Annotated in this window: 13 protein-coding genes; 8 read left to right on the top strand and 5 right to left on the bottom strand. The window is 63.6% G+C overall.

The window, feature by feature from the left end:
* Nucleotides 1–173: 173 nt before the first annotated feature.
* Both JV18_RS0113945 and JV18_RS0113940 read left to right on the top strand, forming a co-directional pair.
* Nucleotides 174–1,421, top strand: a complete 1,248-nt coding sequence (locus tag JV18_RS0113945; protein ID WP_033075555.1) for an SAM-dependent methyltransferase — start codon at nucleotides 174–176, stop codon at nucleotides 1,419–1,421.
* Between the two features lie 149 nt (nucleotides 1,422–1,570).
* Nucleotides 1,571–2,194 (top strand): DJ-1/PfpI family protein, encoded by a 624-nt coding sequence (locus JV18_RS0113940; RefSeq protein WP_033075554.1) that lies wholly within the window; start codon nucleotides 1,571–1,573, stop codon nucleotides 2,192–2,194.
* Nucleotides 2,195–2,260: 66 nt separating this feature from the next.
* Here JV18_RS0113940 and JV18_RS0113935 read toward each other — a convergent pair whose 3' ends face one another.
* Both JV18_RS0113935 and JV18_RS0113930 read right to left on the bottom strand, forming a co-directional pair.
* The gene (locus JV18_RS0113935; protein ID WP_033075665.1) at nucleotides 2,261–4,330 is read right to left on the bottom strand and encodes a S46 family peptidase; all 2,070 of its coding nucleotides are present in this window, start codon (nucleotides 4,328–4,330) and stop codon (nucleotides 2,261–2,263) included.
* Between the two features lie 124 nt (nucleotides 4,331–4,454).
* Nucleotides 4,455–5,348, bottom strand: a complete 894-nt coding sequence (locus JV18_RS0113930) for a glycoside hydrolase family 16 protein (RefSeq protein ID WP_081944881.1) — start codon at nucleotides 5,346–5,348, stop codon at nucleotides 4,455–4,457.
* A gap of 288 nt (nucleotides 5,349–5,636) precedes the next feature.
* On the opposite strand from JV18_RS0113930, the gene JV18_RS0113925 reads away from it, so the two are divergent.
* The 5 genes from JV18_RS0113925 (at nucleotide 5,637) to JV18_RS0113910 (ending at nucleotide 10,718) form a co-directional block, all read left to right on the top strand.
* Nucleotides 5,637–6,854 carry an argininosuccinate synthase gene (locus JV18_RS0113925; RefSeq protein ID WP_033075553.1) on the top strand — a complete coding sequence of 406 codons (1,218 nt, stop codon included), beginning with the start codon at nucleotides 5,637–5,639 and terminating at the stop codon, nucleotides 6,852–6,854.
* Nucleotides 6,855–7,162: 308 nt separating this feature from the next.
* The gene (locus tag JV18_RS15455) at nucleotides 7,163–7,339 is read left to right on the top strand and encodes a hypothetical protein (protein WP_160174202.1); all 177 of its coding nucleotides are present in this window, start codon (nucleotides 7,163–7,165) and stop codon (nucleotides 7,337–7,339) included.
* A gap of 58 nt (nucleotides 7,340–7,397) precedes the next feature.
* Nucleotides 7,398–8,408, top strand: coding sequence for a threonine aldolase family protein (locus JV18_RS0113920; RefSeq protein WP_033075552.1), 1,011 nt, complete (start codon nucleotides 7,398–7,400; stop codon nucleotides 8,406–8,408).
* A 13-nt stretch (nucleotides 8,409–8,421) separates the two neighbouring features.
* Nucleotides 8,422–9,381 carry a DMT family transporter gene (locus JV18_RS0113915; protein ID WP_033075551.1) on the top strand — a complete coding sequence of 320 codons (960 nt, stop codon included), beginning with the start codon at nucleotides 8,422–8,424 and terminating at the stop codon, nucleotides 9,379–9,381.
* Between the two features lie 47 nt (nucleotides 9,382–9,428).
* On the top strand, nucleotides 9,429–10,718 hold the full coding sequence (locus JV18_RS0113910; RefSeq protein WP_033075550.1) for an alpha/beta hydrolase family protein: 1,290 nt from the start codon (nucleotides 9,429–9,431) through the stop codon (nucleotides 10,716–10,718).
* On the opposite strand, the gene murA is transcribed toward JV18_RS0113910, so the two are convergent.
* Complete coding sequence (murA, locus tag JV18_RS0113905) at nucleotides 10,705–11,988, bottom strand: UDP-N-acetylglucosamine 1-carboxyvinyltransferase (RefSeq protein ID WP_033075549.1); 1,284 nt, start codon at nucleotides 11,986–11,988, stop codon at nucleotides 10,705–10,707. The genes JV18_RS0113910 and murA overlap by 14 nt on opposite strands.
* Before the next feature lie 112 nt (nucleotides 11,989–12,100).
* On the opposite strand from murA, the gene JV18_RS0113900 reads away from it, so the two are divergent.
* Nucleotides 12,101–13,054: a DMT family transporter gene (locus JV18_RS0113900; protein ID WP_033075548.1), complete on the top strand. Its 954-nt coding sequence runs from the start codon at nucleotides 12,101–12,103 to the stop codon at nucleotides 13,052–13,054.
* A gap of 44 nt (nucleotides 13,055–13,098) precedes the next feature.
* Here the strand turns inward: JV18_RS0113900 and clpS are convergent, their stop codons facing one another.
* Both clpS and JV18_RS0113890 read right to left on the bottom strand, forming a co-directional pair.
* Nucleotides 13,099–13,461, bottom strand: coding sequence for an ATP-dependent Clp protease adapter ClpS (gene clpS, locus JV18_RS0113895; RefSeq protein WP_443027807.1), 363 nt, complete (start codon nucleotides 13,459–13,461; stop codon nucleotides 13,099–13,101).
* A gap of 191 nt (nucleotides 13,462–13,652) precedes the next feature.
* Nucleotides 13,653–14,099, bottom strand: coding sequence for a phasin family protein (locus tag JV18_RS0113890; protein WP_235303500.1), 447 nt, complete (start codon nucleotides 14,097–14,099; stop codon nucleotides 13,653–13,655).
* Nucleotides 14,100–14,358: the final 259 nt, after the last annotated feature.

The following is a 14,358-nucleotide window of genomic DNA, read 5'->3' as shown; positions in this document are numbered from 1 at the left end:
AACTCCGGGGCCAAAGCAATCTCCAGCTTCGCCCGGCCGCGATGATGGCGTCCCTCGCGCCAGGACCATGTGTGCGCAAAAGCCAATAGCGATGATAAGGGGGCAGACCGGGGCGCTCAGCAATGTTATGCCCCGTCGGACCAGAATATCCGAAGAGACGAAAGGCTCCCCCTATGTCGATCCTTCACCCCTTTCTCTCGCGCGTCATTAAACAGGGTCAGTTCACGATCATCGGGCCGGACGGCACGCGTGAAATTTATGGCACGCCCGCTGACGGCTTTCCCGATGTGACCGTGCGTTTCACCAGCGCAAAGGGCATGCGCCGCATCATCCTCGACCCGCGCGTGGGCGCCGCCGAAGCCTTTATGGACGGTGAGATGGTGATCGAACAGGGCGACATCATGGAGCTGATCGCGCTGCTTCGGTCCAACACCCCCTGGGATCGCGGCGCAAAGCTCAAGGATCGCGGGCCGGTGGGGCAGGCGGCGGACTGGGTCAAGACACGGCTCAATTCGGTCAACCGCCGCCGCCGCTCGCGCGCCAATGTCGCGCATCATTATGATATCGGCAACGATCTCTACCGCCTCTTCCTTGACAGCGACATGCAATATAGCTGCGCCTATTGGCCGCGCCCCGACATGACGCTGGAGCAGGCACAGATCGCCAAGAAAGCGCATATCGCCGCCAAGCTCGCACTGGCGCCCGGGCAGCGCATTCTCGACATCGGCTGCGGCTGGGGCGGTATGGCGATCAGCCTCGCCAAGCTCGCCGATGTGCGCGTCCATGGCATCACCCTGTCGCAGGAACAGCTTGCGCTGGCACAGGAGCGCGCCGCCGCCGAAGGGCTGATCGACCGCGTCACCTTCGAACTGGTCGATTACCGCGACCTTGCCGAGCGCGAGCCGGGCGGCTTCGACCGCATTGTCTCGGTCGGCATGTTCGAACATGTCGGCGCGCGCAATTTCGATACCTTCTTCCGCTGCGCCGCCAATCTGCTGAAGGCCGAAGGGGTGATGCTGCTTCACACTATCGGCCGTTTCGGGCGCCCCGGCTCGACCGACGCCTTCACCCGCAAATATATTTTCCCCGGCGGCTATATCCCCGCGCTCAGCGAGACGGTCGCCGCGAGCGAGAAAAGCCGCCTGATCGTCACCGATGTCGAAACGCTGCGTCTCCATTATGCGCTGACGCTGCGCCAATGGTATGCCCGCACGCTTGCCCACCGCGAGGAGATTGTCGCGATGATGGACGAGCGTTTTTATCGCATGTGGACCTTTTACCTCGCCGGCGCGACCGCCGCCTTCGAAAGCGGCGGCATGGGCAATTATCAGATCCAGTTCGCCCGCAGCCGCCACGCCCTCCCGCTCACCCGCGACTATATGGCCGAAACCGAGGCCAGATATCTCGCTCTGCTGAGCTGAAGCGTTCGTCGCCCCGGGCCTGACCCGGGGCCCGCCTTTCTTTCCCTCGCCATCGCCCATGTGCCGCCCCCAGCAGGCGCTAAATCCTCCGTGCATCGCACCCCCTTCTCTCCTAAAGCTGCCCCTCCACCCGCCCACAGGAGGCCATCATGCAGATTGCGGTTTTGACATTTGAAGGGTTCAACGAACTGGACAGCTTCATCGCCGCCGCGATCCTCAATCGCATGAAGGCAAAGGGTTGGGCCGCCCATATCACCGCGCCCGCCGCGCAAGTGACGTCGATGAACGGCGTCACGGTCGCGGCGCAAAAGCCGCTGGAATTTGCGGGCGAGGCTGATGCCGTGCTGATCGGCAGCGGCATTTACACGCGCGACATCGCTGCCGACGCCGCGCTGCTGGACCGCATCCGGCTCGACCCCGCGCGCCAGATCATCGGCGCGCAATGTTCGGGCACCTTGCTGCTGGCAAAGCTCGGCCTGATCGGCACGCTCCCCGCCTGCACCGACCTCACGACCAAGCCCTGGGTGATCGAGGCGGGGGTGACGGTGATCGACGCGCCCTTCGTCGCGCACGGCAATGTCGCGACCGCGGGCGGCTGCCTCGCCTCGCAATATCTGGCAAGCTGGATGATCGCGCGCGGCGCCTCGCTGGCGGACGCTGAGGGCGCCATGCACTATGTCGCGCCCGTCGGGGAAAAGCAGGATTATATCGCCCGCGCCATGGCCGCGATCACGCCCTTTCTGGGCGATGCAAAGCGCGAGCAGGCGGCCTGACCCAAAATAGGGCGGCGCAGGAGCCAAGCCCCGGCGCCGCCCTTATTGCCTATCCGCAGGCTTCGCCTAGCGCGTGCGGCTTCCCGCCTTCAATTCCGCCGACAGTGCGGGCGCGGGCCAGATGATGTCGAGCGCCTGCTGGATCGCCGCCGTCGAAACCGCGACGGTGCGATTGAGCGTGCCGTCATAGCCGAAATTGCCGCCCAGCGAATGGATATTGCCGTCAAAGGCCGTGCCGATGACGCTGCCATCGCGGGCGATCACGGGCGATCCCGAATTGCCGCCGATGATGTCGTTGGTGGTGACGAAATCATAGACGGTGTTCATGGCGATGCGTTCCTTGGCTTTCACAAAGCCCTCGGCGAGCTTGTAGGGAAGCTGCCCCGTCGCGCGCTCATAAGTGCCGCCCATCACCGTCATCGGCGGAACCGGCTTGCCGCGCTCGGTCCACCCCTTCACCTGCCCATAGGAAAGGCGCAGGGTAAAGGTCGCGTCGGGATAGAGGCTGTCGCCATAGGCGGCAAAGCGCGCCTGCGCGAGCCGGGCCTGCGCCGCCGTGACGGGCGCGTCATAATCGCGGTCAAACTCCGCCTTGATCGCGCGCGAACGCGGGTCGAGCTTGGCAAAGAAACGGATCATCGGATCGTCCGACGCCGCAATCGCCGCCGCGCCGCCTTCCCACAATTGCTTGCGATAGGCCGGATCGGCCAGCTTCCTTCCCTCGACCAGCCTTTTGGCGAGCGCCTCGGGGCTTTCCTTGCCCAGCAGCGCTTTCATATCCGCATTGTCGGTGCCCAGATATTCGCGCGCCTTGCTCGCCCAGAAGCTCACCCCCAACTCTTCGAGCCAGTCATAGGTGGGAACCACATCGGTCAGCCTTTTTTCGGTGAGCGGCAGCGCCGAATCGGTGAAGCCGGGCAGGCGCTCGCTGTTCGGCTTTTCGCGTTCGGCCGCCGCGCGCACCAGCGTCTGGGCATAGCCCGCCAGCGTCGAGAACATCGCCGGGCCGCTCTGCAGGAACGTCGCGTCGAGATGGCTATTGCGCCGCGCCGCAACCGCCGCGTCAATCTCGCTCCACGGATCGCCAATCGCCTCATTGCCCTTCACCCGCGCGCGCAGATCGGCCTCTTCGGCGGCCAGCTTGGCGGTGAAAGCGGGGTCATTGAGCGCGCGAAACTGGCCCGACCGCGCCTTGAAGCTGTTTTCCATGCCGAACAACGTATCGCCGCCCTCGCGCGCCTTTTCGGGACTTTCCTCCATTTTGGAGAGCAGCCGCCCGCGATATTCGGACAGCAGCATCAGGGTGAGCGGCAGCCGCTCGGTGCGTTCAAAGCTGCGCTGCGCTTCGGTCAGCAGCCGCTGGGTCGAACCGGGGTTGCCGACGACAAAGGTGATTTCGCCTTCCTTGGGCGCGCGCGGATTCCATTTCAAATGGGTCGGCGTCTTCACCGGCTTGCCATCTTCATAGGCGCGCAGGAAAGCCGCATCCATCGCATAGCGGGGGAAGTTGAAATTGTCGGGGTCGCCGCCAAAGAAGGCCGCTTGAAATTCGGGCGCCCAGGCGATGCGGACATCGCTATATTTGCGATATTGATACAATTTATACTGGCCGCCGCCGAACAGGGTGACGACCTGACAGCGCGTCTTGTCGCGGTCGGGGCATCCCGCCGCTTCCAGTTCGGCGATGCGGGCATCGCGCGCCTTGACCAGCGCCTCGCCGGTCAGATTGCCGATCGCCTTGCCGATATCGCCAGTGACATCGCGGATGGAGGTGACGACTTCGGCCTGCTGGCCGGGGCATTTCAATTCGCGCGCCCGGTCAGCGGCGTTGAAGCCGCCCGCGACCAGATCATTGCCCTCGCTCGACAGATTTTGCAGGCATCCGACAACGCAATGATGATTGGTCAGGATCAGCCCGTCGGGCGAGACAAAGGACGCTGAACAACCGCCGGTCAGCCGCACCGACGACGCGCGGGTGCGGTCGAGCCATTGCTGGTCGGGCGCCCAGCCATAGGCCGCCCTGATCGCCTCGGTCGGAACCGCGTCAAAGGTCCACATGCCCTCTTCGGCGGCGGCGGGCGCAGCAAAGGCGGCGGCAAGGGCGAGGGCGGTGCCGCCAAGAGCGGTCCCGGTCATAATGGAAGCAAGGCGCATGGAAGGGTCCCCTGGTCATGTAATGCTATATCCAAGGTCCTAGCCCGCCGCGCTGATGCCGCCAACCCCCCTGTGACGGGCGCCGCTTCTCCTTCGACAAAGCATGTCACGGCATGTCGGCGACCTTGCCGGACGCGTCATTGGCTACGGGACGATAAACGCGCACATGGTCGATTTCGAAGCGCGCGGGAAAGAATGCGTCGCTGCCCTCGGCCTCGGCAATCGTCGGCCGGATGGCGAGGCTCAGGATCAGATAATGGGGATAGTCGAACGGCCATTGGGCAATGCCCGTCCCCGCATTTTCATAACGGTGATAGACTTCGCCATCGACGGCAAATTCGATCGCCTGCGGCGTCCAGCTTAGCTGATAATTGTGAAAAGCATCGCAGGCGTCCGCCAGGGGAAAGCGCCCGCCGCTGCCGCCCTTGCCCTCGGTCGAAAGATTGTGGAGCGTGCCGAGCACGGCGCGCCCGCTTTGGTCAAATTCCATCAGGTCGATCGACCCGCCTTCGGGCCATGGCTTCTCCGCGCCCAGCGTCCAGATGGCGGGCCACAGGCCCAGACCGCAGGGCAATTTGGCGCGCACCTCGAAAAAGCCATAGGTAAATTCGCCCTTGCCTACGCTCGATAGCCGCGCTGAGCTATAGGCCTGTCCACCATGGTCGGGGCGGTCCGACAGGCTTTCGCGCCGCGCGGTGATGATCAGCCGTCCATCCTCGACCCGCGCATTCTCGGGCCGGTCGGCGGCATAATATTGTAGCTCGCCGCCGAACCAGCCTTGCTTGTTGGCAAAAGTGTCAAAGGACCATTTGCCCGCATCGGGCGCGCCGTCGCGGTTGAACTCGTCGCTCCAGATCAATTCATATCCGGGCTTGTCATATCCCCGCTGGGGCGGTGCATCGTTCGCCGAAGTTTCGGCGGCCGATTCGGGGGCGGGGGCAGGGACTGCTGCCGGGATCGCTGCCGGAGCGATAGCGCTCGCCGAACTCGCCGCGCTCATCAAGCTGGCAAGGGCCGCGCCTGCAAAAATGGTCGTGACCCTGCCACGCCGCGATGAACTCTTCCGCATATCGCCTCTCTCCTCCCGTATTGGTATTATATTGATAATATAGATATATCTATCTGGTCATTCGGCAAGCGAAAAGAGAAGGAGGAGCGCGCGCGCGAAACCGTCCCGCCACCGGCTACGGGCGGGCCGCCGCGCGCCGCACACGGGCGATTGCTTAGCGCGCGCGGGGCTGGTAGGCGCGCCGCGTCTATTCGAGTTTATCAGCCAAGGGTTGCAGCCATGTCCGATTCCATCAAGCGCGTCGTCCTCGCCTATTCGGGCGGTCTCGACACCAGCGTCATTTTGAAATGGCTGCAGGTCACCTATGGTTGTGAAGTCGTGACCTTCACCGCCGATCTGGGGCAGGGCGAGGAGCTCGAACCCGCGCGCGCCAAGGCCGAGCTGATGGGGATCAAGCCCGAGCATATTTATATCGACGATCTGCGCGAGGAATTTGTCCGCGATTTCGTCTTTCCGATGATGCGCGCCAATGCGCGTTATGAGGGCGATTATCTGCTGGGCACCTCGATCGCCCGCCCGCTGATCTCGAAGCGGCTTGTCGAAATTGCTCAGGAGACCGGCGCCGATGCGGTCGCGCATGGCGCGACGGGCAAGGGTAACGACCAGGTGCGCTTTGAACTTTCGGCCTATGCGCTCAACCCCGATATCAAGGTGATTGCGCCGTGGCGCGACTGGGATCTGACGAGCCGCACCGCGCTCATCGCCTGGGCCGAAAAGCATCAGATTCCGGTGCCCAAGGACAAGCGCGGCGAAAGCCCCTTCTCGACCGACGCGAACCTCCTCCACACCTCGTCAGAGGGCAAGGTGCTCGAGGATCCGTGGGAAGAAACCCCCGACTATGTCTATTCGCGCACGGTGAACCCGGAGGATGCGCCCGACACGCCCGAATATATCACCATCGACTTTGAACGCGGCGACGGCGTCGCGCTGAATGGCGAGGCGATGTCGCCCGCGACCCTGCTCGCGGCGCTCAACGATCTGGGCCGCAAGCACGGCATTGGCCGCCTCGATCTCGTCGAAAACCGCTTCGTCGGCATGAAATCGCGCGGCATGTATGAAACGCCGGGCGGCGAAATCTATGCCCGCGCGCATCGCGGCATGGAAAGCATCACGCTCGATCGCGGCGCGGCGCATCTCAAGGATGAGCTGATGCCCAAATATGCCGAGCTTATCTATAATGGCTTCTGGTATTCGCCCGAACGCGAGATGCTGCAGGCCGCTATCGACCATAGCCAGGACAAGGTAACCGGCACGGTGCGGCTCAAGCTCTACAAGGGCAATGCCGATGTGGTCGGCCGCAAATCGCCGCACAGCCTTTACAGCGAACGCCATGTCACCTTCGAAGATGACGCGGGCGCCTACGATCAGAAAGACGCGGCGGGCTTCATCAAGTTGAACGCGCTGCGCCTGAAATTGCTCGCCAAACGCGACCGTTAAGGGCAGTCGGGCGCGACAGCCAGGCAGCGAAAGGGCGGCGCGGGACAGGCTCCCGGCGCCGCTCCCGTCAACCTTACGCCCTCCCCGGCGCAGGGGTGACGTCTGAGAATTGGCCTAATTATCTGATAAATATATAATATATTCCAAAGTGTTGGCCGCTCCCCATCTACGCTCCGCGGCACTTTCGATAACTTCCACTCGCTCCGCACCTCCGCCGCACCGGATCATTCCGCCACTCACATTATCGCCGATTTTATGGCATCCTGCGTGCAGAAAGACGCCGCCGGTGGGGGCTGCGAAGGTGACATATGGAGCATTCGGATGACAAGGGCGCGCAGGGCTGGGAACGGCGCTGGGTCCTGATACCGCGCATGGGGCTGCGTTTGACCGAATATGGGACCGAACGGCAATGGCTGTGGCCGGGCCGTTATCTCGCGCATTGGTCGCGCTCGATGGGCAAATGGGTCTACCGTCGTATGCGCTAAGCCGAGCGGCTCTAATCCCGATGGCGTCGCTGCGCGGGCTGCGCTAAAGGGCGGCACCATGTCTGCCTCCCGCTTCTTCTCCGACAATGCCGCCCCCGTCCATCCCGCGGTGATGGAGGCGATGGCGGCGGCCAATCGGGTCGATACCGCTTATGATGGCGATGCCTTGAGCGGGGCGCTCGATGCGGCTTTCTCCGACCTGTTCGAAACCGAGTGCGAGGCGCTGTGGATCGCCACCGGAACCGCCGCGAACAGCGTCATTCTCGCCCATTTCACCCGCCCCTGGCAGGGCATATTCTGCCACCAGGAAGCGCATATCGAGGTTGATGAATGCGGCGCCCCCGGCTTTTACGCGGGCGGCGCCAAGCTGATGACGCTTCCCGGCGATGGCGCAAAAATCGACCTTGCCGCGCTTGAGAGCGCGCTCGCGGGCATTCGCCGCGATGTGCATCAGGTCCAGCCCGCCGCGATCAGCATCACCAACGCCACCGAATATGGGCTGGCGTGGCGCCCTGACGAGGTCGCGGCGGTCGGCGATGTGGCGCGCGCCCATGGGCTAAAACTCCATATGGACGGCGCGCGCTTTGCCAATGCGCTCGCCTTTCTCGACTGCGCCCCCGCCGATGCCACTTGGCGCGCGGGCGTCGATGCGCTCTCCTTCGGCTTCACCAAAAATGGCGCGATGATGGCCGAAGCGATGGTCTTTTTTGGCGGCAGCGGCGGGGCGGGCCTGCGCGAACTTAAAAAACGCGGCGGCCATTTGCTCAGCAAGGGGCGCTTTGTCGCAGCGCAGATCCACGCGATGCTTCGCGATGATCTGTGGCGCGCCAATGCGCGCGCCGCCAATGCGGGCGCTGCTGCGCTGGCGGGGGCCTGCGGCGAACGCCTGCTCTATCCGGTCGAGGCCAATGAGCTGTTCGTCCGCCTCTCGGCGGAAGAAGCAGCGCGGCTACGCGCGGCCGGCTTTGATTTTTACGACTGGGGCGAAGGCGCCGCGCGCCTCGTCGTCAGCTGGGATCAGGATGCTGCGGCGGTCGCCGCCTTTGCCGGGGCGATAGCGGCGCTATGACAATAGGGACGCCATGAGCCACTCCTCCCCGACGCTGCTCAGCCCAAGGGTCTTTTTCCCTTTTCTGTTCGTTACCCTCATCTGGGGGTCGACCTGGATCGTCATCAAGGGCCAGCTCGGCACCGTGCCGCCAAGCTGGTCGGTCGCCTATCGCTTTGGCGTGGCGGCCATCGCCATGTTCGCCTTTGCCGCGCTGCGCCGCGAAAAACTGATGCCCGGCCCCGCCGCGCTGCTGTTCGCGGCGATGGTGGGTTTCGCGCAATTCGCGCTGAATTTCAACTTCGTCTACCGCGCCGAGGAACATATCGCCTCGGGACTTGTCGCCGTGCTGTTCGCGCTGCTCATCGTCCCCAATACGCTGCTCAGCCGTATTTTCCTGAAATCAAGGCTGGAACCGCGCTTTCTGATCGGCGCGGGCATCGCTATCACCGGGGTGGCGATGATGATCATCCACGAATATCGCGTCGCTACTCTCGGCCCCGAAGCAGTGGCGATGGGCACCGGCCTGACCCTGATGGGCGTGCTCATGGCCTCGACCGCCAATGTGATGCAGGGGACGGAGTTCGCCCGCGCGCAATCAATGGTGGTGATGATTGCCTGGGCGATGCTGTTCGGCGCGCTGGGCGATGGCCTCTTCGCCTGGATCACTCAGGGGCCGCCCGTGATCGAATGGACCCCCGTCTATATCGGCGGCGTCTTCTATCTGGGCGTGGTGGCGAGCGCGATGACCTTCCCGCTCTATTTCGGCGTGATCCGCGCGGTAGGCCCGGGACAGGCCGCCTGGTCGAGCGTGATGATCCCGATCATCGCCATGGGCATATCGACACTGTTCGAAGGCTATCGCTGGGCGCCTCTCTCGATCGCGGGGGGTGCCGTCGCCCTGACCGGACTGGTAATCGCCGTCGCCCGGCGCCCCGAACGCCCATCGGTGACGGGCAATATGGTCGCTTTGCCGGTTGATACTGACGGTTGATCGAAAGCCATTCAAACTGCCGGGCATGGGGGGATTAGATTCTCTCCATGATACGCGCATTTCTTGCTTTCGCCGTTGCGGCGACGCTCACCCCGTCCGCCGCCGCCCGCCCTGACGCCGTCCAGCCCTTTTGCGAGGCAGGGGCCTATCGCAGCGCCGAGGGCAATTTTGTCGCGCTGGCGCGGTCCCCCACCCATCCCGACCGCGGGCTTCGCTATCTGTTTCGCGATGGTCGCCGCGGTTGGGCAAGCGATGCCGATGCGCCCTTTGATTGCACCCCCGATGGCGTGCGCATAGGCAAGGGCGATGGGACGCAAGCATGGGCGCGTGTTGCTTTTCGCGAAACGTCTGCAACCTTCGATAGCGCGGGCAGCAAGCTCAACGGTGTGTTGATCGAACCGCCGGGCGCCGACCCACGCCGACCGCTGGTGGTGATGGTTCATGGCTCAGAGCGTAGCTCACCCATCGGCGGCATCTATGGCTATGCGATGGCCGCACAGGGGCTGTCGGTCTTTGTCTATGACAAGCGCGGGACGGGTGCATCCGAGGGGGAATATACCCAGAATTTCGAGTTGCTCGCCAATGACGCCGCGGCGGCGCTGGAGCAGGCGCGCGCGATGCTGCCTGGACATTCAGGACGCGCAGGCTTCTTCGGTGGCAGTCAAGGTGGCTGGGTTGCACCGCTCGCGGCGACCTTGACGCCGGCCGATTTCGTTGCGGTTGGCTTCGGCCTCGTTGCTTCACCCATTGAGGAGGATCGCGAGCAGATGGTTTCGGAGGTGCGGGCGGCGGGTCTCGGTGCCGACGCCGAAAAGCTCGTGAACAATCTGTCGGCAGCCACGGCGAAGCTGCTGCTGTCCAACTTCAAGGAAGGTTATGAAGAACTTGATACTGCGCGGGCTGCGCTCGCCAAAAAGCCATGGGCAGAACGCATACAAGGCGAACATAGCGGGGCAATATTGCGCATGCCCAATGAAGAGCTGCGCCGGATCGGACGCCCGCGTTTCGACAATCTGGAACTGATCTGGGATTATGATGCGGTGGCGGCGCTTCGCAAGCTGCGCACGCCGCTGCTTTGGGTGCTCGCGGGTGAAGATCGGGAGGCGCCGATCGAAACGACTCGCGCTGCGCTCGCCGATTTGCAGGCCGCAGGGCAGCCCATCGACGTCTATCTATTTCCCGGCACCGACCATGGCATGATCGAGTTCACCACCGGCCCGGATGGCGAACGCCGCTATACGCGCATCGCCGACGGTTATCTGACCCTGCTGGGCGACTGGATAAAGGGCGGGGCGAACGGAAGTTACGCCCGCGCTCAAAAGCTCAACCCGCGCTGATCCGCTCGATATCGGCGCCGACGGCCTGCAGCTTTTCCTCCAGCCGCTCATAGCCGCGGTCGAGGTGATAGACGCGGTTGACCTGCGTTTCGCCTTCGGCGGCGAGTCCCGCGATGATCAGGCTCATCGACGCGCGCAGGTCTGTCGCCATCACCGGCGCGCCCACCAGGCTGTCGACCCCGCGCACGACGGCGGTGCGGCCCTTGACCTGAATGTCGCAGCCCATGCGCGCGAGTTCGGGCACATGCATATAGCGGTTTTCAAAGATGGTTTCGGTGAACAGCGACGCGCCCTTGCCCAGCGTCGCCATCGCCATGAACTGCGCCTGCATATCGGTGGCAAAGCCCGGATAGGGCGCGGTGGACAGGGTGATGGGTTCGGCGCGGCCCGACATGGCGACGCGCAGGCCCGTCTTGGTCGGCTCGACCGTCGCGCCGGCCTCGCGCAAGCCGGCGAGCGTTGCCTCCATTTCGCTTGCCTTGGCGCCGACCAGTTCGACATCACCCTGGGTGATGACGGCGGCGCAGGCATAGCTGCCCGCCTCGATCCGGTCGGCCATGACGCGATAGGTGGCGCCGTGCAGCCGGTCGACGCCTTCGATGGTCAGCGTTTCGGTGCCAATGCCGTCAATCTGCGCGCCCATGGCGGCAAGGCAGTTGCACAGGTCGACGATTTCAGGCTCGCGCGCGGCATTTTCGAGCACGCAGGTGCCCTTGGCGAGCACCGCCGCCATCACGGCATTTTCGGTGGCGCCGACCGAAACGACCGGGAAGGTGAATTTGCCCCCCGCCAGCCGCCCGCCGGGCGCGCTTGCCTTCACATAGCCCGATGCCAGTTCAATCTCCGCTCCAAAGGCTTCGAGCGCCTTCAGATGCAGGTCGATGGGGCGGTTGCCGATGGCGCAGCCGCCGGGAAGGCTGACCGTCGCCTCGCCCGCGCGCGCGAGCAGCGGGCCGAGGACGAGGATCGACGCGCGCATCTTGCGAACAATGTCATAAGGCGCGACCGTTGAGGTCAGCGTCGTCGCGCGCGCGGTCATCACCCGCCCGAAATCTTCGGGGCGCGACCCCTCGATCGTGGTCGAGCAACCAAGCTGGTTGAGCAAATGGCCAAAGCCGTCAACATCGGCGAGGCGCGGCAGATTGCGCAGCGTCAACGGCTCATCAGTGAGCAGCGCGCAGGGGAGCAGGGTGAGGGCGGCGTTTTTGGCACCGGAGATGGGGATGCGGCCCGACAGGCGCTGGCCGCCGCGAATGACGATTTGATCCATGGACTGTCTTTAGCCGATGCGCGCGCGCGCGCAAGCGATGCTGCGGACGGAAGGCAGGAAAGAGGGGCTGAATAGGGTTGCAACCCCGGCAGGGCAGGGACAGAGAGGCGGCATGTCGAGCCTGCGTCCTCTCGCCGCCGCGCTTTGGTCGCGGGCCTATATCCTGCTGGCGATGACCGCCCTGTTCTGGGCAGGAAATTCGATCGTCGGGCGCGCCGCACGCGATCTGGTGCCCCCCGTCGCCTTGTCTTTCTGGCGCTGGACCTTTGCCCTTCTCCTCCTGTTGCCGCTGGCCTGGCCGCACCTCAAGCGCGACTGGCCGGTGCTGCGGCGCCATTGGCCGGTCATGCTCGCGCTGGGCATGATGGGCATCGGGGCCTTTAATACCCTCCTCTATACCGGGTTGCAGGATACGACCGCGATCAATGCGATGCTGATCCAGGCGGGCCAGCCGCCGCTGATCTTGCTCGTCGGCGTGCTGGCGATGAAGGACCGCACCCATGCCGCGCAAATCGCCGGCGTGTTGGTGTCGCTGATCGGGGTGCTGGTGGTGATAGCGCGCGGCGACCTCGCCAGCCTGCTCGCGCTGCGTCTGAACGGCGGCGATGCCATTATCGCCGTCGCGGTGGTGATATGGGCCTGCTATTCGGTGCTGCTCCGCCGCCGCCCGCCGGTGCACCCGCTGAGTTTTCTCGCCGCCTCGATGATGATCGGCCTTGCCGTCATTGCACCTTTTTACGCAGCGGAGCTATCGAGCGGGCGGGCGATCGTGCCGGGTTGGCGAAGCGGGATGGCCATTGCCTATGTTTCGATCTTTCCTTCGTTCCTCGCCTATCTATTCTTCAATCGCGGGGTCGAGCTGATCGGATCGACCGCGACCGGCCATTTCATGAACATGATGCCGCTGATGGGCGCGGGGCTGGCAATGCTGTTTCTGGGCGAGCGATTGCATCTGTTTCATATCGCCGGGCTGGCGCTGGTCGTCGGCGGGCTGCTCATTGCCACGCGCGCCGCGCCCGCGCCCGGCATTGCAGCAGAAGGCGCGCGGCCCCCCGGCGGAGCGTGAGGCTGGTCAGTCAAGCCGTGGAAACCCGCGCGCCAGCGGGTGCGTCAGGCCTTTTCCAGCGTGCATTGCAGCGGGTGCTGATGCTGCCGCGCCGCGTCCATCACCTGATTGACCTTGGTTTCGGCCACTTCATAGCTGAACACGCCGCACACGCCGACGCCCTGCTGATGCACGTGCAGCATCACCTGCGTCGCCTGTTCGATATCCATGTTGAAAAAACGCTGCAGCACCATGACGACAAATTCCATGGGGGTATAATCGTCGTTGAGCAGCAGCACCTTGTACATCGACGGTTTCTTCGCCTTGGTACGGGGACGCGTCGCAAGGCCGACACCGGGATTGCCCGGCGCGTCATCATCCTTGTCCGCCATGGCGCGGATGAATGAGGGAAAGGTGACTGGAAACATCATGGCCAAGAATATCGCAAGCCGTCTTTGATGTGCAAGGGGGAGGGGCGGTTAATTTGTTCCGCCTCCAAAATGGACCCCCGCCATAGAAAAGCCGCCCGCTTCCACGATGGGAGGCGGGCGGCCATTTCCTTTGACGCGGGCGATTGGGAGGGGAGAGCCGCCCGCGTCAAAAAGGAGAGGAGAAAGGCTTAGGCCGTTTTCATCTTTGACGTGATCACCGAAACGCGGTTCGAGATCGGCGCAAAGCTGTCGTTGCTCATCTTCACGAACAATTCGCTCGTCTTCGAAGCCTGAGCCACCGCATTGTCGAATGCCTTCTTGCTGTTTTCCGCATAAAGCTGGAAAAATTCGGTCGGCGACTTGACGCTGGTGTAGCTTTTCAGCGCGGCGGTCGTTTCTTCAAAGCTCTTGCGCGCGAAGGTCACGCCTTCCTGGCCCAGAACTTCCATATTCTTGGCTGCCACCTTGCCGGCTTCGACCAGCGCTTCGACATTGGCCTTGTTGAATTCAAGGGCTTCTTCGGCAAGCTTGGTCGATTTCGCCATGGCTTCCTTGGCGCGCTCGTTGAATTCGGCGGTCAGCGCTTCGGCGCGGTTCTTGGCTTCTTCGGTGAAATTTTTGACGCTGTCGTTCATGGTCATACTTCCTTTGCTGGCGGCGGTTTTGGCCGCTGCCGGGGGGGCATTTTTCTTCTGTGCCGGGCTTTTCGGTCCCTTTTCGACAGGGCCAGGCTTCACGGCTTTTTTCGATGCGGCATCAGATTTCGTCTTTGCCGTCTTTTTTGGAGGCGAAGCCGGGCTGGCCCCGGCGGAGCGATCGAGCGCGGCCGCTTCAAACGCTTTTTCCGCACTGTCCATCTTGGTAGCCATCGGAACAACTCCTCTATGTTGCAGT

This window comes from Sphingopyxis sp. MWB1 (genome assembly GCF_000763945.1).
Classification (GTDB): domain Bacteria; phylum Pseudomonadota; class Alphaproteobacteria; order Sphingomonadales; family Sphingomonadaceae; genus Sphingopyxis.
This window is presented reverse-complemented; position numbering and strand designations above follow the sequence as displayed.

Bases quoted from the DNA above. Each gene is read 5' to 3' on its own strand.
- JV18_RS0113900 (WP_033075548.1), top strand. From the start codon at position 12,101: ATGTCGAGCCTGCGTCCTCTCGCCGCCGCGCTTTGGTCGCGGGCCTAT.
- JV18_RS0113925 (WP_033075553.1), top strand. From the start codon at position 5,637: ATGTCCGATTCCATCAAGCGCGTCGTCCTCGCCTATTCGGGCGGTCTC.
- JV18_RS0113935 (WP_033075665.1), bottom strand. From the start codon at position 4,330: ATGACCGGGACCGCTCTTGGCGGCACCGCCCTCGCCCTTGCCGCCGCC.
- JV18_RS0113940 (WP_033075554.1), top strand. From the start codon at position 1,571: ATGCAGATTGCGGTTTTGACATTTGAAGGGTTCAACGAACTGGACAGC.
- JV18_RS0113915 (WP_033075551.1), top strand. From the start codon at position 8,422: ATGAGCCACTCCTCCCCGACGCTGCTCAGCCCAAGGGTCTTTTTCCCT.
- JV18_RS0113910 (WP_033075550.1), top strand. From the start codon at position 9,429: ATGATACGCGCATTTCTTGCTTTCGCCGTTGCGGCGACGCTCACCCCG.
- JV18_RS0113920 (WP_033075552.1), top strand. From the start codon at position 7,398: ATGTCTGCCTCCCGCTTCTTCTCCGACAATGCCGCCCCCGTCCATCCC.
- JV18_RS15455 (WP_160174202.1), top strand. From the start codon at position 7,163: ATGGAGCATTCGGATGACAAGGGCGCGCAGGGCTGGGAACGGCGCTGG.
- JV18_RS0113945 (WP_033075555.1), top strand. From the start codon at position 174: ATGTCGATCCTTCACCCCTTTCTCTCGCGCGTCATTAAACAGGGTCAG.
- JV18_RS0113890 (WP_235303500.1), bottom strand. From the start codon at position 14,099: ATGAACGACAGCGTCAAAAATTTCACCGAAGAAGCCAAGAACCGCGCC.
- clpS (WP_443027807.1), bottom strand. From the start codon at position 13,461: ATGTTTCCAGTCACCTTTCCCTCATTCATCCGCGCCATGGCGGACAAG.
- JV18_RS0113930 (WP_081944881.1), bottom strand. From the start codon at position 5,348: ATGAGCGCGGCGAGTTCGGCGAGCGCTATCGCTCCGGCAGCGATCCCG.
- murA (WP_033075549.1), bottom strand. From the start codon at position 11,988: ATGGATCAAATCGTCATTCGCGGCGGCCAGCGCCTGTCGGGCCGCATC.